Source organism: Limosilactobacillus antri DSM 16041 (assembly GCF_000160835.1).
Taxonomy (GTDB): domain Bacteria; phylum Bacillota; class Bacilli; order Lactobacillales; family Lactobacillaceae; genus Limosilactobacillus; species Limosilactobacillus antri.
This window is the reverse complement of the sequence record NZ_GG700732.1, coordinates 43,912-63,758: the sequence shown is the minus strand read 5'-3', so window position 1 is coordinate 63,758 and position 19,847 is coordinate 43,912. Positions and strand designations below refer to the sequence as shown.

At 54.6% G+C, this 19,847-nt stretch carries 20 protein-coding genes and 1 riboswitch; of the genes, 4 read left to right on the top strand and 16 right to left on the bottom strand.

Going from position 1 to position 19,847, the window contains the following annotated elements:
* Nucleotides 1–32: 32 nt before the first annotated feature.
* On the bottom strand, nucleotides 33–479 hold the full coding sequence (locus tag HMPREF0494_RS00380; protein ID WP_007122909.1) for a hypothetical protein: 447 nt from the start codon (nucleotides 477–479) through the stop codon (nucleotides 33–35).
* A gap of 141 nt (nucleotides 480–620) precedes the next feature.
* On the opposite strand from HMPREF0494_RS00380, the gene HMPREF0494_RS00375 reads away from it, so the two are divergent.
* Together HMPREF0494_RS00375 and HMPREF0494_RS00370 are read left to right on the top strand one after the other, a co-directional pair.
* A complete protein-coding gene (locus tag HMPREF0494_RS00375) occupies nucleotides 621–833 on the top strand; it encodes a DNA-directed RNA polymerase subunit epsilon (protein ID WP_007122908.1) in 213 nt (70 codons plus the stop codon).
* A gap of 77 nt (nucleotides 834–910) precedes the next feature.
* Nucleotides 911–1,843, top strand: a complete 933-nt coding sequence (locus HMPREF0494_RS00370) for a diacylglycerol/lipid kinase family protein (protein ID WP_007122907.1) — start codon at nucleotides 911–913, stop codon at nucleotides 1,841–1,843.
* A gap of 128 nt (nucleotides 1,844–1,971) precedes the next feature.
* Here HMPREF0494_RS00370 and HMPREF0494_RS00365 read toward each other — a convergent pair whose 3' ends face one another.
* The 7 genes from HMPREF0494_RS00365 to lysA form a co-directional block, all read right to left on the bottom strand.
* The gene (locus HMPREF0494_RS00365) at nucleotides 1,972–2,178 is read right to left on the bottom strand and encodes a hypothetical protein (protein WP_040458734.1); all 207 of its coding nucleotides are present in this window, start codon (nucleotides 2,176–2,178) and stop codon (nucleotides 1,972–1,974) included.
* 172 nt (nucleotides 2,179–2,350) lie between these two features.
* Nucleotides 2,351–3,538, bottom strand: a complete 1,188-nt coding sequence (locus HMPREF0494_RS00360) for an aminotransferase class I/II-fold pyridoxal phosphate-dependent enzyme (RefSeq protein WP_007122905.1) — start codon at nucleotides 3,536–3,538, stop codon at nucleotides 2,351–2,353.
* Nucleotides 3,539–3,549: 11 nt separating this feature from the next.
* The gene (gene dapB, locus HMPREF0494_RS00355; protein ID WP_081445938.1) at nucleotides 3,550–4,329 is read right to left on the bottom strand and encodes a 4-hydroxy-tetrahydrodipicolinate reductase; all 780 of its coding nucleotides are present in this window, start codon (nucleotides 4,327–4,329) and stop codon (nucleotides 3,550–3,552) included.
* A gap of 3 nt (nucleotides 4,330–4,332) precedes the next feature.
* Nucleotides 4,333–5,253: a 4-hydroxy-tetrahydrodipicolinate synthase gene (gene dapA / locus HMPREF0494_RS00350; RefSeq protein WP_007122903.1), complete on the bottom strand. Its 921-nt coding sequence runs from the start codon at nucleotides 5,251–5,253 to the stop codon at nucleotides 4,333–4,335.
* A gap of 2 nt (nucleotides 5,254–5,255) precedes the next feature.
* Nucleotides 5,256–6,410, bottom strand: coding sequence for an N-acetyldiaminopimelate deacetylase (locus HMPREF0494_RS00345; protein ID WP_007122902.1), 1,155 nt, complete (start codon nucleotides 6,408–6,410; stop codon nucleotides 5,256–5,258).
* A complete protein-coding gene (gene dapD / locus HMPREF0494_RS00340) occupies nucleotides 6,410–7,120 on the bottom strand; it encodes a 2,3,4,5-tetrahydropyridine-2,6-dicarboxylate N-acetyltransferase (RefSeq protein WP_007122901.1) in 711 nt (236 codons plus the stop codon). The genes HMPREF0494_RS00345 and dapD overlap by 1 nt, the downstream gene beginning before the upstream one ends.
* Nucleotides 7,121–7,150: 30 nt before the next feature.
* Nucleotides 7,151–8,467 (bottom strand): diaminopimelate decarboxylase, encoded by a 1,317-nt coding sequence (gene lysA, locus HMPREF0494_RS00335; RefSeq protein ID WP_040458600.1) that lies wholly within the window; start codon nucleotides 8,465–8,467, stop codon nucleotides 7,151–7,153.
* Nucleotides 8,468–8,560: 93 nt separating this feature from the next.
* Nucleotides 8,561–8,744: riboswitch (Lysine riboswitch) on the bottom strand.
* A gap of 211 nt (nucleotides 8,745–8,955) precedes the next feature.
* On the opposite strand from lysA, the gene HMPREF0494_RS00330 reads away from it, so the two are divergent.
* Nucleotides 8,956–10,314 carry an aspartate kinase gene (locus HMPREF0494_RS00330; RefSeq protein ID WP_007122899.1) on the top strand — a complete coding sequence of 453 codons (1,359 nt, stop codon included), beginning with the start codon at nucleotides 8,956–8,958 and terminating at the stop codon, nucleotides 10,312–10,314.
* A gap of 10 nt (nucleotides 10,315–10,324) precedes the next feature.
* Complete coding sequence (gene dapF, locus HMPREF0494_RS00325) at nucleotides 10,325–11,329, top strand: diaminopimelate epimerase (protein WP_007122898.1); 1,005 nt, start codon at nucleotides 10,325–10,327, stop codon at nucleotides 11,327–11,329.
* A gap of 88 nt (nucleotides 11,330–11,417) precedes the next feature.
* On the opposite strand, the gene HMPREF0494_RS00320 is transcribed toward dapF, so the two are convergent.
* From HMPREF0494_RS00320 to HMPREF0494_RS00285, 8 genes are all read right to left on the bottom strand, one after another.
* A complete protein-coding gene (locus HMPREF0494_RS00320; protein ID WP_040458599.1) occupies nucleotides 11,418–12,392 on the bottom strand; it encodes a ribose-phosphate diphosphokinase in 975 nt (324 codons plus the stop codon).
* A gap of 72 nt (nucleotides 12,393–12,464) precedes the next feature.
* Nucleotides 12,465–14,888, bottom strand: a complete 2,424-nt coding sequence (gene recD2 / locus HMPREF0494_RS00315; RefSeq protein ID WP_007122896.1) for an SF1B family DNA helicase RecD2 — start codon at nucleotides 14,886–14,888, stop codon at nucleotides 12,465–12,467.
* Between the two features lie 20 nt (nucleotides 14,889–14,908).
* Nucleotides 14,909–15,586: a tetratricopeptide repeat protein gene (locus HMPREF0494_RS00310; protein WP_007122895.1), complete on the bottom strand. Its 678-nt coding sequence runs from the start codon at nucleotides 15,584–15,586 to the stop codon at nucleotides 14,909–14,911.
* 13 nt (nucleotides 15,587–15,599) lie between these two features.
* Nucleotides 15,600–16,256, bottom strand: a complete 657-nt coding sequence (locus HMPREF0494_RS00305) for a histidine phosphatase family protein (RefSeq protein WP_007122894.1) — start codon at nucleotides 16,254–16,256, stop codon at nucleotides 15,600–15,602.
* Between the two features lie 119 nt (nucleotides 16,257–16,375).
* Entirely contained in the window at nucleotides 16,376–17,509 is a 1,134-nt protein-coding gene (mnmA, locus tag HMPREF0494_RS00300) for a tRNA 2-thiouridine(34) synthase MnmA (RefSeq protein WP_007122893.1), read from the bottom strand.
* A gap of 106 nt (nucleotides 17,510–17,615) precedes the next feature.
* Nucleotides 17,616–17,966 carry a DUF1831 domain-containing protein gene (locus HMPREF0494_RS00295; RefSeq protein WP_007122892.1) on the bottom strand — a complete coding sequence of 117 codons (351 nt, stop codon included), beginning with the start codon at nucleotides 17,964–17,966 and terminating at the stop codon, nucleotides 17,616–17,618.
* A gap of 1 nt (nucleotide 17,967) precedes the next feature.
* Nucleotides 17,968–19,134: a cysteine desulfurase family protein gene (locus HMPREF0494_RS00290; protein WP_007122891.1), complete on the bottom strand. Its 1,167-nt coding sequence runs from the start codon at nucleotides 19,132–19,134 to the stop codon at nucleotides 17,968–17,970.
* A 17-nt stretch (nucleotides 19,135–19,151) separates the two neighbouring features.
* Nucleotides 19,152–19,847, bottom strand: coding sequence for a 5'-methylthioadenosine/adenosylhomocysteine nucleosidase (locus HMPREF0494_RS00285; RefSeq protein WP_007122890.1), 696 nt, complete (start codon nucleotides 19,845–19,847; stop codon nucleotides 19,152–19,154).

The window sequence follows — 19,847 nt, the reverse complement described above, 5'->3', positions numbered from 1 at the left end:
CGAGCGCTGACAACGACGCGTAATCCCCTTTATTAATGGTCAATTTTCTTTAAATCGGCAACGTATTCCTTAGTTGCCTCATTTAAAAGGTAGGCAACGTCAACGTGCTGAACCTGTTCATACTGCCACCAGTCGGTCACAACAAAGCAGTTTCCATCGCTGGACAGCTGGTGGCTGCTGGCGTAAGCATTGAGCTCCTTCTCCAATCGTTCCCTCGTCATTGCCGCGAGTTCCGCCGCTGGGAAGTGGTATTCAAACGCCAGGACCCCCTTGCCCCAGACGTCGGCCACCAGTTCCGATTGTAGCGTTCGGTTCCAGGCAAGGTCGTCCTGCAGGCACTGGTTAACGGCGCGGTCCGTGACCTGTTGGGCCCGCTTCCGCAGCATGATTGTGGCCCGGTTAATCAAAATCCGGTGCACCCACACATAGAGTCCCGCGACCAAAACGACCGCAATCAAACAAATTAAAAATACTTTCATCCACCAGACCCCCACTCCTGTCTTTACTAAAATTATAATACCATGTTGCTAATTATTAAGACAGCCCTCCGGAGATGTGCTAAAATAGTTTAAGTAAATCACAGAACATAACATCATTACTATTAAGGAGTTTTTAGTAGAATGACTTTTAAAGTATACTTCCAACCAGATAATGCCAAACGCCCCGTTCGTGAAAATACGCGGTCGATTTACGTCGAAGCGGACTCCGAAGCGGAAGCGTTATTAATGGTTGAGCACAATACCGATTACAACATTGAATACGTTGAACAACTCGACACGAAAGCGCTGGAATACGAGAAGCAAAATCCTAACTTCAAAATCACGACATTTTAATTAGGATTGTCAGGGGCTGGGAAAATAACTCAGCCCCTTTTTTTGTCTTGCTCATCATCTAAAGAGGAACATTGCTTATGCACTATTCAATTATTCTTAATCCAGCTGCTGGCAACGGCAACGGTGCCCGGGTCTGGCCGGCCATCCAACAACAGCTAGTGCAAAATCAGACGGCCTTTTCAATGCAAGCTACCAAGGATGCAAGCAGTGCGGCCTATTTTGCCCGCCGGTTGGCTGCTGCCCACCCCACAGCGGATACGACGGTCCTGGTAATCGGGGGTGACGGGACCCTGCACGACGTCTTGAACGGTCTCATCAAGAATACACCAGCAACTGCCCAGCAGCTCCCCTTAGCCTACATTCCGGTCAGCAAGCTTAGCCGCTTCGCCCGCGCCTACGGGATTGACCTCGAGCCCACCACAGCCCTGCAGCAGGTTCTCGCCGCTGACGCTGTCGAACGAGTCCACATCGGTCATTACCATGACGCCATCAAAGGCGACGACGGCTACTTTTTAAACAGCATCGGAATTGGCTTTGACGCCGCACTATTGAACCAGCGCAAGCAGCCCAAGCGGTCAAAATTCCGGTGGGGGCGGCTAGCCTTTCTCAGCCAGGCAAGTGCCATTCTTTACAACCAGCAACCCTTCAAACTGATGGTCAACGGGCCGGCTGGCCGTACATTAGCACCAGCCGCCTACATTGCGCTGGTCGCCAACCACTCCTTTACCGACAGCCGCATTCAAATGACCACTACGAACAGCCTTCAGAAGGCCGACCTAGACCTAATTGTGGCTGAACGACACGGTTGGCCCCTCACTCTGTGGCAGCTCCGCCAGTTTTATCATGGCCGCCTTGCTGGTTCACGCTGGGCCCTCCACCAGTCAGGAGAAAAACTTCACCTGACCACAACCTCACTGGAATTTTGCCAGGTCGACGGCGAAAACTTGGGAAACCGGTTTCTCGACATGACGATCACTTCTGCCAGCTACCCCTTCTGCCAGCAACACTAAGGAAGCGAATCGGACAGTACACAAACACCCTCCAGTACTCGGCAAAGCCGAATGCTGGAGGGTGTTTATGCTTATGGTGCGCGGCAATTGCCACACACCCTTTTCATTCATTATTAAAATTTAAGTCGTTAGTCTTCCGATGCTTCCATCGCTTCTAAGATAATTCGCAGCTGACTGCATTCTTCCCGCAACGAAGTCATTTGCTCCCCGCAGGTCGGCTGAATAGTAACCGTCTCCGCACTATCGGCAACCGGGTGCTGCTCACTTTGACAAAGGGTCGCCAGTTGGCTCTCCGCTTGCGCCAGCTCTTCTTCAATTTCGTGTTTATTGCTCACTTTAAACACTCCCGTTTCAGTAATATTTAAAGCAATCATCAATTGCATACTGCCAAGGTATCACGAAATTAAACAAAAGTTAACCCTTTCTATTTTACATCTCGGTTACTTTCCGATGAAAGTTTTCTCATTTAACCTTCTTGAAGAAACTTGCGGCTGAGCAGCCATTTTACTACTTATTAATCTTTGCCATGAAGGTCTGCAGGCGTTCAATCACCGTCGCAATCTGGCGATCGGAAGCGGCGTAAGACAGGCGGATATGGCCTTCACCACCAGGGCCGAACGCGCTACCAGGGATGACCCCTACCCGGGCCTGCTGGGCAAGGTCGCGGGCAAACCGGAAGTCATCATCCCCGTACTGAGCAGGAATCTTTGCAAACAGGTAAAAGGCCCCGTCTGGAATTGCAATTTCAAAGCCCAGCGCCCGCATTGCAGCTGCTAAACGATCCCGGCGCTGCTGATATTGCTGACGGTAGATTGCCGGGTCATCCCGCCCGTTGGTCAAGGCTTCTAGTGCCGCCGCTTGGGCGGTATCGTTGGCCGCCGTCACCATAAAGGAGTGCATCTTGGAAATTTGTTCCACCAGGGCAGCTGGGGCAGCCAGGTAGCCGAGCCGGTAGCCGGTCATGGCATGGGACTTCGAGAGGCCGTTAATCAGCACCGTTTGCCCAGGTAGCTGACTAGCCAGGGAGCTAAACTGGCGGTCATAGACCAGCTCGCTATAAATTTCGTCCGCAATTGCAATCAGCTGGTGGTCCGCCAATACCGCCGCCAGTTCCGCGATTTCAGCTGCGGAATAGCTCCGCCCGGTTGGATTATTCGGGTAGTTAAGGACGACCGCCTTGACCCCAGCACCCGCTTGTGCCAGCGCCTTTCGCAAGCGGTCCGCAGTCAGCAAGAAACCATCCGGCGCCGTGTTAACGATTACCGCCTGTGCCCCGGTTAGGGCAATACTGGAAAAATACTGGGAATAAATTGGGGTCGGCACGATCACCTTATCACCGGGATTCAACAGGGCAAAGGTCGTCGCCGTAATTGCTTCTGTGGCCCCTACGGTCACAATGATCTCCGTCGCCGGGTCGTAATTAACCTGCCGGCTGGCCTTGAGGTAGTCGCTAATCGCTCGGCGCAGCTCCATTGTCCCCCGACTAGCTGAGTAGTGGGAATCATCCTGTTGAATACTTTCCACCGCGGCGTGCTTAACGTGCTCTGGAACGTTAAAATCCGGTTCCCCAAGGGTCAGCTTAACGATCCCCGGTACCCCGGAGATTTCATCATCAAAGGCCCGAATTTGGGCAGGTGGCAAGCCGGCAATCCGCTTATTGACGACTCCCTGCAGTACTGTTGGTAATGTTGGCATCGTGTCGCCTCCTATAAGATGTTTTCCAGACCGATTACTAATTCATCCAGGTCGAGGACCTTTTCCAGGGCCACCTTGACCCCACTCATAAATGACTGGCGGTCGAAGGAATCCTGGCGAAGCGTTAGCGCCTCCCCCGTGCCGCCAAAGAGGACCTGCTCATGGGCAACGTAGCCCGGCAGGCGGACGGAGTGAACCTTAATCCCGTGGTAATCGCCACCGCGCACGTGATCAAGGGTGGTTACTTCGTCCGGGCTGCTTTCGTGTTTTGGCCGCACCTGGTCGATCAGTTTAGCAGTACTCAGGGCGGTCCCTGATGGCGCGTCCTTCTTATCAGCGTGGTGCATTTCAATTATTTCAACGTCCGGGAAGTATTTAGCGGCCTCCCGGGCAAACTTCATTAGCAGGACCGCCGACATTCCAAAGTTGGGCGCAATTACCCCGCCAAGGTGCTTCTCCTTGCTTTCCGCAACCAGCTGAGCTTCCTGCTCGTCAGTTAATCCCGTGGTGCCGACCACCGGTGCCATGCCATGATCAAGCGCAAAGCGGACGTTTTCGTAAACGGCCGCCGGAACGGTGAAGTCCAGCCAGATGTCTGCCACCTTAGGATCAATTTGAGCGCGGTCTTGGTAGAGCTTTACTTGGGGCCCGAGTTGGAGCTGGGCGCGCTGGTCTGCCGTAGCGTGGGGCGCCAGGACCGCGGTTAATTCAACGTCCGTCAGGCTGTTTACCAGAGCCACCGCTTTTTGCCCCATCGCACCAGCGGCACCCGCAATCAATACTTTCTTCATCATCTATTCCCCCAAGTTAAGTGGCAACTGCTTCTTTAGCAACTGGTCTGCCGGCAGGGATAATGCTGCCGCCAGCGACCGCTGTTCTTCCTCGTCCAGCGGCAGAATCGGCAAGCGGCAAGTGCCCGTCCGAAAGCCCTGGGCATTTAAGACCGCTTTCACCGGCGACGGTGATGGGTACATGAAGAGGGCCGCCATCCGTGGGGTCAGCCAGCGTTGCAGCCGGCCAGCCTCCTGGTAATCACCCTGGTAAAGGGCATCGTACATCCGCCGCATTTGGGGAGCATAGCTGTGAGCCGCCACCGAAATCACCCCGTTAGCCCCGAGCACCCGGGCGGTCAGGGCTTGGGCATCCTCGCCGGTAAAGACGGCAAAATCGTCCGCGCGTCCTTCGACGATCGCTTCCAGTTCCTCTAACGAAGCACACTGTTTAACCGCTGCAATGTTGGGGTGCTGCGAGAGCTCAACAATTGTTTGGGCAGTCATCTTGACCCCCGTCCGGCCGGGAATGTTATACATCACAATCGGCAGCTGGGACTGGTCCGCCACCGCGGTAAAGTGCGCTTTCATCCCCCGCTGGTTCGGCTTGTTGTACGGCGGAACAACTACCAGGGCGTAGTCGATTCCCGGGATTGCCGCAACCTCATTGGTAAAGCGGATCGTTTCGGCAGTGTTGTTGCTCCCCGTCCCGGCAATTACCGGAACCCGGCCTGCAACAATCTTTCCAAACTCCGTGTATAATTTAATCTTTTCATCGTGGGTCAGGGTTGGCGTTTCACCCGTCGTCCCACCGATCACAAAGCCATTGCTTCCCTGATCAATCAGGTAGTTGGTCAGCTTCTCAAGGCTGGCCAGGTCAATTTGCCCCTGGTCGTCAAAGGGCGTGACAATCGCCGTTAAAAGGTCCGCATCTGCTAAGCGCATAACTATTCCTCCTTATTCATCCTTGCTTCCATAAAACCAGTAATGGCGTCAACGCCTCGCTTAATTGCTGACTCTTGGGGGGTCAGCGTTGCCGAGTGCAGCTGCGAGTCGTCATCGACCCCCAGCCAAAACATCGTACCGGGGAATTTCGCCAGTAAGAAGCCAAAGTCCTCACCCGTCATTGCGGGCGCGGTTTCTACGAAGTCCACGTTCGGGGCCTGCTTCATATAGTTAATGAAGAACTTGGTCAATTGCGGATTATTCTCAACCGGCCAGTAGCCCCCCTGGTTTAACTCCAGGTTGACTTTCATATTAAAGCTGCGGCCAATTCCCGCACAGAGATCCCGCAAACGGTCATCAATGCTTTCAATCATCGCCTGGGTAAGGCCGCGAATCGTCCCCTCGATCCGGGTGTGACCAGCAATGACGTTGCGGATCTCACCACCGCGAATCTTGCCGAGGGTAACGACCCCGCTTTGGATCGGGTCAATACTGCGGGAAATGACCGTCTGCACCTGCATGATCAGTGCCGCCGCCGCAACCACCGTATCGTTAGCATCCTGGGGATAGGCCGCGTGGCCGCCCTGACCCTCAAGGTCAATGTTGACCTCCGTAGTCCCGGCAAAGAGGGTCCCCATCCGGCAGCCGATCGCCCCAGCCGGCAAGTCCGGGTTGTCATGCAGGCCATAAAATTCATCCGGCCGCCACTTACCAGCAAACAAGCCGGCTTCGTAGGCCCGCTTGCCGCCATAATCACTCTCTTCAGCCGGCTGGAAGAAGAAGAGCAGGTTATCCTGCGGCTGGTGTTCTGCAAAGTAGTTTAAAACCCCCAGGGCCACCGTCATGTGAATATCATGGCCGCACGCGTGCATCACACCAGGATGCTGCGACGCAAAGGGCAGGCCCGTCTGTTCAGTAATCGGTAAAGCGTCAATGTCCGTCCGGTAGCCGATCGTCCGCTGGGGTGCCGTCCCCTTTACCCGCACGAATAGGGCAGTCGGCAATTCAGGGGTTTCCCTAATTTCTAGGTAGTCCTGCTTAAAACTCCTGACCACCTGGAGCAGGTATTCGTGGGTCATCGTTTCGTGGAGGGCTAGCTCTGGGATCGTGTGCAGGTGCCGCCGGATCTGAATGAGTTGTTCTTCATCTAATACCATTATAACTTCCTCAAGTCGTCTTCCAAAGCGGTCTTGTCACTGGTCTGCTGGTCGACCCGCTTAATAAACTTGGCGGGAACCCCGGCGACCATTGTCCCAGCTTCAACGTCGTGGGTAACGATTGCTCCGGCCGCCACTACGGCCCCTTTACCAACGTGTACCCCTTCGATAACCACCGCATTAGCCCCGATCAGGACGTCGTCGTCAATCCGCACCGGTTGGGCACTGGCTGGCTCCACAACCCCGGCCAGGACCGTTCCCGCACCAATGTGGCAGTGCTTGCCGACAATCGCCCGGCCGCCGAGGACCGCCCCCATGTCAATCATGGAGTCGGCACCGATTTCCGCACCGATATTGATAATTGCCCCCATCATGATAACGGCATTATCGCCGATCAACACCTTGTCCCGGATAATCGCCCCGGGTTCAATCCGCGCGTTGATTTCCTTAAGGTTCAGCAGGGGCACTGCCGAATTACGGGCATCATTTTCAACGTGATAGTCTTCAATCCGGTCGTCGTTTGCGGCTAAGAACGGCTTAATAACCGCCCAGTCACCGTAAAGGGTGGCCGTCTTTTCTTCCGCAAAGGCCTGGACATCAGCTGGGAAATTCAACTGGTCAACGGCCCCCTTTAGCAGCACCTTCACCGGGGTCTTCTTAGGTGCATTGCCAATGTAGTTAATGATTGCTTGCGCGTCTAATTCTGCCATTCTAATCACTCTTTCTTCCTATAATATACGTTAATTATTTGCGGTGTACGGCCGGTCTAAGCGAACCAGGTCTTCATAGCTTTCCCGTTCGATTACCAGCTGGGAATGCCCATTTTCGGCAAAGACGACCGCTGGCCGGGGGTTCCGGTTGTAATTGGAGGCCATCGCGTAACCATAGGCTCCAGTATCCAGCATCGCGAGAACGTCGCCCGGCTTCGTCGCCGGCAGCGCCTGGTCTTGGCTCAAAATATCGCCGCTTTCGCAATATTTACCAGCCAGACGAACGTGTTCCGTCAATGGTGCTTGCGGATCCCTTGCCAGGACCGTTTCATACTCTGCCTGGTACAGGGCGGGCCGGATGTTATCCCCCATCCCCCCGTCAACGGTTACAAACGGCCGGTAGCCGGGCAAGTCCTTCCGGGAACCAACCGTGTAGAGGTTGAAACCGGCGGGACCCACGATTGACCGTCCCGGCTCGATCCAGATGGCCGGCATCTCCAGGGCGGTCGGGGTAACTGCCGCCTTGATTGCTTTGATGATGGCATCAACAAACTCTTCGGGGCGCAGCGGCTGGTCGGCTTTCGTGTAACGGATCCCAAAGCCCCCGCCAACGTTAATCACCTGAGCCTGGTAGTCATACTTCTGCTGCCAATGGCTGGCCACCGCCACTAGCTTATTGGCAACCCCTTCAAACCCCGCCAGTTCAAAAATTTGGGAACCGATGTGGGCGTGAAGGCCAACCATCGTCATCCGTGGCGACGCCAGGACGGCTTCCAGTGCCCGGTCCGCCTGACCGGATTCCAAGTCGAAGCCAAACTTGCTGTCAACCTGGCCGGTCTGGATGTACTTATTAGTGTGGGCCGAAATCCCCGGCGTGATTCGGAGCATGACCTTGACGTGGGCGTCCAAGTCAGCCAGCACTTGGTTTAACAACGTGATCTCATAAAAGTTATCAACGACCACCACGCCGATATTATTCTTAACTGCTAACACTAACTCGTCATACGACTTGTTATTGCCATGAAAGCTGGCGTGTGATAGCGGGAAGTCCGCTTTTAATGCTGTATACATCTCCCCGCCGGAAACCACGTCCACGTGGGCGCCTTCCTGGTCAGCAAGCTGGTACATCGCAATTGCCGCAAAGGCCTTGCTGGCGTAACTGACCGCATAATCAACCTGGTTATCCTCAAAGACCCGCTTAAACGCCCGGATCTGCTGGCGGATTCGGCTGACGTCATAAACCACCAGGGGCGTGCCGTACTGCTGAGCCAGATCTAAGCTGTCACAGCCACCGATCATCAAGTGGCCAGCCGCGTTAAGCTGACTTGCTGAAATTTGTTCATTCATCACTAATTCCTCCAATTCGACTAAGGGGAAAACGACCGGATAAAAAAATCCACTATTTGCGCAAAAACAAATAGTGGAAGCAATACCCATTTTATCTGTCGATAGCGCAACGCAGGCTCTGATCCGTCCTGCGACAGTCCGTGATTTATTCAACCACGCCCCAGCTACCTAACCGCCGCCCGGTTAAGCGCTTCGGCAGCCGCCCTGTTCAGGAGGGATCAACGTCCGGCAGGAACTCCCCCAGCTTACTGGTGTTGGCTGCGCCTCTTCGATTTGTTGTAATTAGTTTATAAAAAATCAATTAGAAAGTCAATAGCAAAATTAATTCAGCACCTAGCAAGCGCTGAGCGGCGGTCGGTTAGCTTCCCCGGCCAAAGCAAATTTTTAATTTCGGTGCTTGCAAGATTTCTTAAACATGTTAGAATTCGGTTAAATTTATTTACGGGAAATGAGCGAAAATGGCATTTTCCCAAAGGAGTGCTTAAAAAATGAAAGTCGTTAAATTTGGTGGCAGTTCGCTAGCGGACGGCGAACACTTTGACCAGGCGATTAAAATTATTACCGCCGATCCGCAGCGCCGGGTGATCGTTACTTCGGCGCCGGGCAAGCGGACGGCGGATGACACCAAGGTAACCGACCTCCTGATTAAATACGCCCAGCAGGTGATCGCCGGCCAGCCGTTCCAAAAAACCGTTGACCAAATTATCAACCGCTACACCGCAATCGCCGACTATTTCAACGTGCCGCAGGACCAGCTGGTGCCGCTGGCCAAGCGGCTTAACGAGCTTCCCAGCTGGCGTTTTCCCAATAACAACTACCTGCTTGCGGCGTTTAAGGCTCATGGCGAACGGCTCAACGCCCAGTTGATGACGATCATCCTGCGCCAGTTGGGCTACGAAGCGCGCTTTGTCACTCCGGAGCAGGTTGGACTCCGGGTCACCGGAACTCCGAATAACGCCAGCGTCACCCCAGAAGCTTATTCGCTCCTGGACCGGTTTGCTTTTAATGACAGCGAACTGCTGGTTTTCCCCGGCTTTTACGGCATCACCCTTGCTGGCCACCTGGCCACCTTTTCCCGGGGCGGTTCTGACATTACCGGAGCGATCCTGGCCCGGGGTCTCCATGCCGAATGCTACGAAAACTTTACCGACGTCGACGCAATCTACGCGGCCAACCCGGCGGTCGTTGACCATCCCCAGCCGATTGCCAAAATGACCTACCGGGAGATGCGGGAGTTATCGTATGCCGGCTTCTCGGTTTTCCATGATGAGGCCCTCATCCCGGCAATCCAGGGTAACGTCCCGATTAACGTTAAGAATACTCAGCACCCCGAAAAGCCCGGCACCCTGATCGTCCCCGATAAGGATTTTCAGCCCGCTGATATCGTGACCGGGGTCGTCAGTGGCAAGCATTTTGCCGCGATCTACCTCCACAAGTACCTGCTCAACAAGGAAACCGGCTTTACCCTGCGGATCCTAAACATCCTGGCCCGGCACAACGTTTCTTACGAACATATGCCATCGGGGATTGATGATATCACCATCATCCTGGATAAAAACCAAGTTGACGACCAGCTGGTGGACACCATCTGCAACGAAATTCAGGAAGAAATCAACCCCGACCAGCTGGAGTGGATTGATAATTACGCCATCACCATGGTGGTTGGCGAAGGGATGCGCAACCGGATTGGGGTAATCAACGACATCCTCGCCCCGCTGGCGGACCAGGGGATTCCCGTCCCGATTATCAACCAGGGGGCGTCACGGATTTCGATTATGATTGGAACCTATGACCGGGATGCGGATAATGCCGTCCGCGCAATTTACCACCGTTTTTTTGCTAACTAGGAGGATCAATATGGCACAACTACTAAAAGTACACGGTTCGCAAAACAGTTTTTTCATTCTCGACCAGACCAAACTAGCCCAGCCGCTAGCCGATGGTGAACTGCGGCAGCTGGCCCAAGGGTTGACTGACAGCCACAACGGCCTCCTGGGCGGTGCGGACGGCCTGCTCGTCGTTGACCGGCCAACCCGTCCGGGAGCCGTTGCCCAAATGCGGGTAATCAACGCCGACGGCAGCGAAGCCTCAATGTGTGGCAATGGTTTACGGACCGTCGCCCGTTACGTAGCGGAGCGCGATGGGCAGACGACGTTCAAAGTTGACACCATGGACAGCAGCTTACAGGTCCGGCAAGCTACCGAACTGGCCCCCGGTGTTCTGGCCTTTGCTGTCGAAATCTCACCGGTCCGCTTTGATAAGACGGCCCTCCCCTTTGACAACCTGGGCCACGACCGTCTGCTGGGCACCCCGGTACCGGAACTGGCGCCGGGATTAACCTTTACCACCCTGGCGGTTCCCAACCCCCACCTGATCAGCTTTGTCAGTCAGCAGACCATTGAGGGCCCGCTCCTGGGGGAACTCGGCCCCTACCTTAACGGTGATAACCCCTACTTCAGTGACGGGGTTAACATCAACTTCGCCCAAATTCTTGGACCCCAGAAGCTGTTTGTCCGAACCTACGAACGGGGCGTCGGCTTTACAAACGCTTGCGGAACCGGGATGTCAGCCACCAGCCTGGCCTTTGCCCTGCTCCATCCCGCTAGTGCCGCCTTTGACGAACCAATCACTGTCTACAATCCGGGGGGGATGGTTAAAACCATTGCCCACTTTACCCACCAGCACTACTGGATTGAATTGATCGGCAACGCGACCTTTACCCACCGCATTCAAGTGGCCGAAGAACTCCTCCACCAGGGGAAGGTGGCCGCCCATGACGCGAAGATTACGGCTACCGGAGAGCAGGAAGCTTACCAAAACTTTGTCCACCAGCTCCCCCACTTCAATTTAAGCGTAAACTAGACCTGGGGAGTCACGTAATATCCTTAAAAACTTTATAACAACAAATCGGGCCTGCGGCAAAGATTGTCGCAGGCCCGATTTGTACCGATTAACGATTAAACAGGGTGTCAATTGATTGGTGGTTATGGATGCGGACAATTGCCTCCTTCAGCAGGTCAGCAACCGAGAGCTGGACCAGCTTAGGAAATTGCTTTTCCTCCGGCAGGTGAATCGTATCAGTGACCACCAGTTTTTCCAGGAGGGAATTCTGCAATGTTTCGACCGCATTGGCAGACAAGACCGGGTGAGTTGCAACCCCATAGATCTTTTTGGCACCAAACTTGGCCAGGGCCTGTGCGGACAGCTTCATCCGCACACCAGTATCCACAATATCATCGACCACGAGCGCGGTCTTGCACTTCACATCCCCAATGACGTATTCAGGCACCTTTTGGTTCGTCTGTTCCCGGACCTCGTCCGCCCGGTTATCGATAATCGCGATGGGCGCCTTGATCCGTTCCGCAAACTTGCGGGCGAAACTGACCCCGGCATGGTCCGGCGCGACCACCACGGTCTCTTCGTTAATCAGGTTGTGCTTGGCAAAGTAATCCGCAAACAAGCTGGTCGTCTGCAGGTGGTCGACCGGAATGTCAAAGAAGCCTTGGACTTGGGCTGCGTGCAAGTCAATCGTTACCAAGCGATCAATCTGGTCCATTTCCAAGAGGTTCGCAATCAGCTTAGCGGTAATCGGTTCCCGGCTCCGCGCCTTGCGGTCCTGCCGTGCATAACCGTAGTACGGCATTACCACGTTGATCTTCGCCGCACTAGCCCGCCGCAGGGCATCCACCATAATCAATAGTTCCATCAGGTTGGTATTGACCGGGTCACAAACGGACTGAATTACGTATACTTCACACCCCCGGACACTTTCGTCGATGGTGATCTTAATTTCACCATCAGCGAAGTGGTTAACGGAGGCCTTGCTAAGCGGCAAGCCGACCTTATCGGCAATGGCGTTTGCTAACGGCTGATTTGAGTTTAAGGCAAATAACCGGACGTTTTGAGCATTCTTAATCTGCGTCATCATTGTACTTCCTTTATCTTAACTAGCAGTATACCGTTTATTATCGCAACATTTTCCCCTGCAATCAAGTCCTTATAAGTCCTGCGGCTTAATTCCCACCATTCCAATCAGCGGGTCCACCGCCTGCTCGGCAATCAGCGCTGCCGTCAGCACGTGGGGCCCAGCTGGGGATACGGCCGCCGGGTCCGCTTCCGCAACAGCAGCTGGCGCGTGGTCAGTATCAGCCGCCGCTCCCGCTGGTTGCCATTTTTCCTTTAAGCGTTGCAACAGGCTCGTCCGCCGGTTGGTCCCCACGTTATGAACCGCCTGGGCCATTGCCTGGGCCTCCCCCAGCAGGACCAGCTTGGCGGCCGCCCGGGTAATTGCGGTATATACTAAGTTCCGCTGGAGCATCCGGCTGAATTGCCGCACCACTGGCATCAGGACCATCTTAAACTGGCTCCCCTGCGACTTATGAATTGAAATGGCGTAGGCCAACTGAATTTGGCTCCACTCCATCCGGTGGTAGTTGACCTCATTGCCATCAAAGTCAATCGTGATGGTGGCCCCCTTAGCACCCTTCTTGGTTTCGATGGCGGTGATTTGGCCAATGTCCCCGTTAAAAACGTTATTCTCGGGGCTATTAACCAGCTGCAGCACCTTATCGCCAACCCGGAAGACCTGGCCGCGGAATTCTACCTCCTGCTTGTCCTTGGTCGGGGGATTATAAACCGCCTGGGCCAATTCATTCAGATTGTCGACCCCGGCAGCACCACGGTACATCGGCGCGAGAATCTGGACATCCTGGGCGGTATAGCCCCGCTGCCGGCTTAAACTGATAATTTGTTCCACCACGTCCGGCACCTGCCAAGCCTGGCAGGGAATAAATGACCGGTCGGCTTTCTTAGCCATTAGGTCGGCCGGGACCCGTCCCGCCTTAACTGCGTGGGCGAGCGGGATAATGGTAGAGTCGGCCGCCTGCCGGTGAATATTCGTCAGCTCTACCTTTGGCAGCTCGGCAAAGGCCAGGAGGTCATGAAAGACCTGACCCGGCCTCACCGACGGTAGCTGGTCCTTATCGCCAACCAGCACCACCTGCATCGCGGTCGGGACTGCCTGAACGAGGGTCTTAAAAAGCAGGGTATCGACCATCGACATTTCGTCGACAATTAACAAGGCCCCCTTCAGATCCCGGACGTTAATATCCGTTGGCAGTTCCCGGCCATTTAAGCCGAGCAGGCGGTGAATCGTGCTGGCGGGCAGGTCGGTTGCTTCGCTCATCCGCTTCGCCGCCCGTCCCGTTGGTGCCGCTAACAGTACCGGAAAGGGTTTATCCCGGTAGTCGTCAATATCTAGCGAAAGCTGGTGAACCTTGGCGTAACACTCCACAATTCCCCGGATAATCGTCGTCTTCCCGGTTCCCGGGCCCCCGGTTAGCAGCATTAGTTTATTGTTAAGGGCCGTTTCAATTGCACTGACCTGGACCCGATCATACTTAATCCCGGTTTCCTGCTCTACACGGCCGAGGGTCTTTTGAATCGTTGCCGGGGGGACCGGGTCCGCTTTTGCCTTTACCAGCCGGTCCAGGTGGTCAGCAATCTGGTATTCAGCCTGGTACAGCGCCGTCGGGTAAAGGCGTTCATCATCATAACTAATCTGGTGCTGCTTTTCCATCGTCACGATCTGGTCCGCAATCACCGGTGCGGCGACCTGGCCATGGCGGCCCTCATTAAGCAGGCGCTGCGCATTTACCAGCAACGGTTTGGCGCTCGTGTAAGTGTCACCGGTTGCCATCGTGAGGTCATCCAGCGACTGGATAATCGCCGCCGTGATCCGCCGGGGATCATCGCCGGCAATTCCTAGTTTAGCGGCGACCTGATCAGCGCGCTTAAAGCTGATCCCGTCAATTTCCGCCGCCAGCTGGTAAGGATTTTCACTGATGATATGGAGCGCATCCTCACCATAGCGGTCAACAATTGTACTGATCAGGTTGCTGCCAAAGCCATAGTCGTTCAGGCCAATAATCACCTGGTCCAGCCCCTGGTTAGCCTGCAGGTTATCAATAATTGACTTTTTTACTGCAGAACGCAACTTTAGCCCATCCAAGACGTGGGGGTCCGCGCTAATCTTATCAATTGCCGCCGTGCCCAGGGCATCAACCACCTTTTCGGCCGTTTTTTGGCCGACGCCCGGAAACTGTTTGCCAGCCAAAAATTCCACCAGCCCGTTCCGGCTGGTCGGCTGGTTAACGTGGTAGGAGCTCGCCTGAAACTGCTGACCGTAACGCGGGTGCTCAACCAGCTTTCCCTCAAAGCGGTACGTCTGGTCGTCGCTCAGGTCGCCGAAGCTGCCCGTCACCGTAATTTCACCCTCCGGCCAGTCAAAGTTCGCTTCTTCTACCGAAACCACCAGGACTTTAAAAAAGGAGTCCGGGCTCGAGAAAATTTCCGACTGGACCTGACCAACAAAAAAAGACGGCTCCGTTGGCGTCTTAAATAGGTCTAGCTCAGTTGCCATTGAAGTCATCCCTTCCCACTTTATTTCTTTTTGGTCGCCTGCAGGGTCTTTTCAATCTCCGCCAGGCGTTGTTCGCTCTTCTTGTAATAGGCCGGGTCCAGTTGCTGGGCCTGGGTCAGGTAGTCATGGTAAGGCTCCCCTAAGACCATTGCGACAATTCCCCGGTTAAACTGGGTGTCTGCCCGACCGGGGTGCCGTTTGAGAATTGCGTCATAATACTTCTTCGCCGCGGTAAATTCACCGAGGGCTAGTAAAGAATCGCCCAGGACCTGGTTGATTTCCGGGTCTGCTGGCCGTAGTTCATGAGCCGTCACCCCGTAGGCCACCGCCTGCTTATGCTGGCCCTTCTTCATATAGCTCTGGGCCAGCATCAAATAGGAGTCCGCCTTAATCTTTGGATCCCCGATCTTGTCATAGAGTTTGATGGCCGCGTTAGGCTTGCCAACCTCGTAGTACAGGTTGCCAAGGCCATAGTTCAAGAGGTCAATGGCCCCCTGGTCACCCTTGGCTTCAAAAATCCCCAGGGCCTTCATAAAGAGTTCTTCGGCCTGCTGGTAGTCGTTTAGCCGGGTCAGCAGCGATCCCAGGTCGTAATAGTTATTCACCTTCTCGGGGTGCTCGTCAATCGCGCGGATCAGTTTGTGGACCAGTTTTTCGGTTTCCCGTTTTTGTTTTGCTTGAAATTCTTCGTTATTCATCACAATCACCTCGTTAAATGGTATCGGTTGGGTCTAATTTTGTCTTGTGCAAATAGGAAGTATCGTTCCACCGCTCCAGTTCAAAGTGGTTCGCGTCACTGGTCGCCAGGATGGTCGTGGAAGTATTGCTTAGACCGCCGCGGTCCTTTAGGTGCGGCAGCGGCGTCCCGATGAGGGCGTTAATCGTGGCGTTGAGGGCAGCCCCATGAGAAACTACCAGAATATTGGCGGCAGGGTTCAGCCGGCAATACTCCTTAATTGCGGAACCGACACGGTCAATCACCTGGCTAAAGCTCTCACTCCCGGTCACCCGTTCATCGTACCGGTCCGGGTGGTGGCGGAAGTTGTGCAGTGCTTCCGGCCATTTAGCCGCAACGTCCGCAAAGTGCATCCCTTCCATCTTCCCCAGGTTAAACTCCATTAACCGGCTATCAATTGTTAGCGGGACCGGTTGTTCCAGGTGGTCCAGCAGCTTTTGGGCGGTTACCCGTGCCCGCTTTAACGGACTGGCGTAGGCGTGGGCAAACTGGGTCCCACGCAGCGAGTCTGCAAGCAAGGCGATTTCCTGGTAACTGGCCGCCAGCAGGGGGGAATCGCCATGGGCTCCCTGGTAGCGGGATTCAAGGTTCCATTCAGTTTTTCCGTGACGAATCAAGTACACTTTTGTCATTATTTATCGCAGACCTTTTTACTTAATATCTTACCAGAAAAAATTATAATTGTTCATACTTGTTTTAGATATGTAAACCGGGAGGCCTTCAACCTCCCCATCAAATATGTCGCTAGCCGTTAAACATACTGCAGCTGCCGACTGGCATTGTAAGCCCGGTCAATAATGGCACTGCCCAGGCACTCCTGGCCGTCATAAAAGGCCACCGCCTGGCCTGGGGTAATCGCCCGAGCGGGGTCATCAAAGTTAACGGTTACCATCTGGTCATCAGCGGCAATTTTAACGGTCACGCCAACGTCCTTTTGGCGGTAACGGAACTTGGCCGTACAGTGAAATTCACGGCCAAAACGGCTCACTACGTCATCGACCCAGTGAATGTCACTGGCTTCTAGGTGGGTCGCGTACAGGTGCTCGTTGTGGTAGCCCTGACCGACGTAGAGGACGTTCTTCTTAATGTCCTTGCCAATTACAAACCAGGGCTCGTTGCTCTCCTTATTACCACCCAGGCCGAGGCCCCGCCGCTGGCCAATCGTGTAGTACATCAGGCCCATATGCTGGCCGACAACTTTGCCATCGACGGTTTCCATGTTGCCGGGCTGGGCAGGAAGGTACTGACTCAAGAATTCGCGGAAATGGCCGTCTTCGCCGATAAAACAGATCCCCACCGAGTCCTTCTTTTCGGCCGTCGCTAACCCCGCTTCCTTAGCGATTTCGCGAATCTGCGGCTTGGTATAGCGGGCCAGTGGGAAGAGGACCTTATCCAACTGGTGGTAATCAAGCTGGCTCAGGAAGTAGGTCTGATCCTTGTGCTGGTCGGCGGCCCGCATCAGGTGCATCCGGCCATCCGCATCCCGCTTGAGGTCCGCATAGTGGCCGGTTGCCACGTAGTCCGCCCCCAATTGGTTGGCGTATTCGATAAAGGCCTTGAACTTAATCTCCTTGTTGCAAATTACGTCCGGGTTCGGTGTGCGGCCCTTCTTGTATTCAGCAATGAAGTACTTAAAGACCCGGTCCCAATACTCCTTTTCAAAGTTGACGGAGTAGTAAGGAATCCCGATCTTGGCGGCTACCTTGGCAACGTCCTTGTAATCCTCGGTCGCCGTACAGACACCGTTTTCGTCAGTGTCGTCCCAATTCTTCATAAAAACGCCGATTACGTCGTAGCCCTGACGCTTTAAGAGCAGGGCGGTCACGGAGGAATCCACCCCGCCGCTCATCCCGACAACAACACGCGTCTGGCTGTGGTCAGTCATTATTTATCACCATCATTTCAAATAGATTCTGGAATAATCTACGATTGAAGGTCGCATGCATCCAGTAGTGCTTATTGTATCAAAGTCCACCAGCAGCTGCACCAATTTAATCTGCCCGGCTACTAATAAAGACGTTTCTTTTCAACATTTCGTCTAAAATAAAGTGATATTGTTCGACAAACTCCGCTGCCCGCTGGTGGGTAAAGATGTTAATCCGCCGGGCCCCGTTCCCCGTTACCGTCTCCATCTTAAAGCCCGTCAGGTCCGCATTGACCAAAATCCGCAGGCGGGCCACCGGCTTAAAGGGGTTGTCCGTGTCGAGGCTCCCCTTGTATTCAAAGTTGCCCCGCCGGGTTTCCTCAAAGCCCAGGTCGGTCAGGGTATACTTCTTAACTTCTGGACTCAGGGTGTAGGTATCCGCATCCCCCGGCAGGCGAACACTCTTGGTAAATTCCATCCTAGTCAGCCTCCTTCTTCGTTTGCTTGAGCTGGTTGACAATCTTAACGATGGCCGCAACCAGCTTGTCAATGTCCTCTTCAGTGTTCACGGCGCCAAAGCTGATCCGGATCGATTCGCTGATCCGCGGACTGTCCGCGCCAAACATGGCGGTCAGGACGTGGGAAGGCTCGATACTTCCCGCCGTACATGCCGAACCGCCGGAAACGGCAATCCCCGCCAGATCCAGGTCGGTCTGCATGATGTAAGTGGAAATCCCCTTAAACCAGAGATTCAAAATTTGGTTGAGGTTATCCGGCTTGACTTCCCCGTTGACTGCAAAGTCGATTCCGTTGTCCCGCAAGCCCTGGATAATCTTTTGCTTGAAATGGTAGAACCGTTCTTGGCGTTGTCGCTTTTCTGCCGGGTTATCAATAGCCACTGCCTTGGCAAAGGCCGCGACCGCCGGGACGTTTTCGGTCCCCGCCCGACGTTTGGTCTCCTGGTCGCCACCCTTGAGGTAGCTCGGGAAGCTGATCCCGTCCCGCCGGTAGAGGAAGCCCATCATCTTGGGCCCGTTAAGCTTATGGGCCGAGGTCGACAGGAGGTCAATGTGGTCCCGCTTAACGTCAATTGGCAGCAAGCCGTACGCCTGCACCGCGTCCGTATGGAACCAGGCCTGGTGGTCCTGCAAGATTGCGCCGATTTCGTGGATTGGCATCCGGCTGCCCACCTCGTTATTGCCGGACATAATCGTGACCAGGATCGTGTCGTCACGCAGGGCCGCCTTGAAGTCAGCCAATGAAATATTCCCGTTCTCGTCAACGGGCAGGTAAGTGACCTCAAAGCCCTGTTCTTCCAGGAAATGAAGTGGTTTTAAGACGGCCTCGTGTTCAATGGCGGTGGTGATGATGTGCTTACCCAGATTTTGCCGGGTCATGGCCGTCTGAATAATCGCGGTATTGTCGCCCTCCGTTCCCCCGCTGGTCAGCACGATCTCGTTATCAGCTGCGTTGATGCTCTGGGCCAGGACGTGCCGGCTATTTTCCAAAACTAGCTTTGCTTCCCGACCATAGGAGTAGCCGGTCGAGGCGTTTCCCCAGCTCTCCTTCATCTGAGTGGTCATCTCATCAATTACGGCCGGCGTCATCGGCGTCGTGGCCGCGTTATCCAAGTATACTTCCTTCATCAGTCCCGTTCCTTTCTCTAAGCTGCGAGGTCCTTAAAGAGCTGCAGCAGCATGGCCGCCGACCGCTTTCCGGCGTCAATGATAAACTCGTCAAAGCTGACCCCGGCCCCTTCGTCACCGGTATCCGACATCGCCCGGACCACCACGTATGGCACATGGTGGTCAGTGGCTACCTGACCGACAGCGGCCCCTTCCATCTCACTGGAGAGGGCATCCGGGAAGTGGCGTAAAATACGCTGGATCGCATCCTGGCTGGCGATGAACTGGTCACCGGAAACAATCAAGCCCTGCTTGATTGTCAAGCCGGTTTGTTCCCCCGCCTTGGCCAGGGCCGCCCCCCACTTCTTAGAGGCGGTGAACCGGGCTTCCTTTCCCGGCAGCTGGCCGTACTGGTAGTCAAAGGCCGTCGCGTCAACGTCGTGATAGGCAGTCGCCGTTGAAATCACGACGTCCCCCACGTGAAGCCCTTCGCCAATTCCGCCGGCCGAACCGGAGTTGATAACCACATCGGCACCACAGTCAGTAATCAGGTGTTCGGTTGTAATCCCGGCTTCGACCTTGCCGATTCCAGATTCAACCAGTACCACGTCCTGCCCGCTGATTTGGCCAAAGTAATATTCTTTGCCGCCAATCTTCTTGACCCGTTCATTCGTCAGTTGCGCTTTCAGTTCTTTAATTTCTTCGGGCATCGCGCAGATAATTCCAAATCGCAT

Excerpts from the sequence above, each read along its gene's own strand:
- HMPREF0494_RS00305 (WP_007122894.1), bottom strand. The coding sequence starts at position 16,256 with ATGACAAAAGTGTACTTGATTCGTCACGGAAAAACTGAATGGAACCTT.
- HMPREF0494_RS00310 (WP_007122895.1), bottom strand. The coding sequence starts at position 15,586 with ATGAATAACGAAGAATTTCAAGCAAAACAAAAACGGGAAACCGAAAAA.
- mnmA (WP_007122893.1), bottom strand. The coding sequence starts at position 17,509 with ATGACTGACCACAGCCAGACGCGTGTTGTTGTCGGGATGAGCGGCGGG.
- HMPREF0494_RS00360 (WP_007122905.1), bottom strand. The coding sequence starts at position 3,538 with ATGCCAACATTACCAACAGTACTGCAGGGAGTCGTCAATAAGCGGATT.
- HMPREF0494_RS00380 (WP_007122909.1), bottom strand. The coding sequence starts at position 479 with ATGAAAGTATTTTTAATTTGTTTGATTGCGGTCGTTTTGGTCGCGGGA.
- HMPREF0494_RS00320 (WP_040458599.1), bottom strand. The coding sequence starts at position 12,392 with ATGACGCAGATTAAGAATGCTCAAAACGTCCGGTTATTTGCCTTAAAC.
- HMPREF0494_RS00345 (WP_007122902.1), bottom strand. The coding sequence starts at position 6,410 with ATGGTATTAGATGAAGAACAACTCATTCAGATCCGGCGGCACCTGCAC.
- recD2 (WP_007122896.1), bottom strand. The coding sequence starts at position 14,888 with ATGGCAACTGAGCTAGACCTATTTAAGACGCCAACGGAGCCGTCTTTT.
- HMPREF0494_RS00285 (WP_007122890.1), bottom strand. The coding sequence starts at position 19,847 with ATGCGATTTGGAATTATCTGCGCGATGCCCGAAGAAATTAAAGAACTG.
- dapF (WP_007122898.1), top strand. The coding sequence starts at position 10,325 with ATGGCACAACTACTAAAAGTACACGGTTCGCAAAACAGTTTTTTCATT.
- HMPREF0494_RS00375 (WP_007122908.1), top strand. The coding sequence starts at position 621 with ATGACTTTTAAAGTATACTTCCAACCAGATAATGCCAAACGCCCCGTT.
- HMPREF0494_RS00290 (WP_007122891.1), bottom strand. The coding sequence starts at position 19,134 with ATGAAGGAAGTATACTTGGATAACGCGGCCACGACGCCGATGACGCCG.
- dapB (WP_081445938.1), bottom strand. The coding sequence starts at position 4,329 with ATGAAGAAAGTATTGATTGCGGGTGCCGCTGGTGCGATGGGGCAAAAA.
- HMPREF0494_RS00330 (WP_007122899.1), top strand. The coding sequence starts at position 8,956 with ATGAAAGTCGTTAAATTTGGTGGCAGTTCGCTAGCGGACGGCGAACAC.
- dapD (WP_007122901.1), bottom strand. The coding sequence starts at position 7,120 with ATGGCAGAATTAGACGCGCAAGCAATCATTAACTACATTGGCAATGCA.
- lysA (WP_040458600.1), bottom strand. The coding sequence starts at position 8,467 with ATGAATGAACAAATTTCAGCAAGTCAGCTTAACGCGGCTGGCCACTTG.
- HMPREF0494_RS00370 (WP_007122907.1), top strand. The coding sequence starts at position 911 with ATGCACTATTCAATTATTCTTAATCCAGCTGCTGGCAACGGCAACGGT.
- dapA (WP_007122903.1), bottom strand. The coding sequence starts at position 5,253 with ATGCGCTTAGCAGATGCGGACCTTTTAACGGCGATTGTCACGCCCTTT.
- HMPREF0494_RS00295 (WP_007122892.1), bottom strand. The coding sequence starts at position 17,966 with ATGGAATTTACCAAGAGTGTTCGCCTGCCGGGGGATGCGGATACCTAC.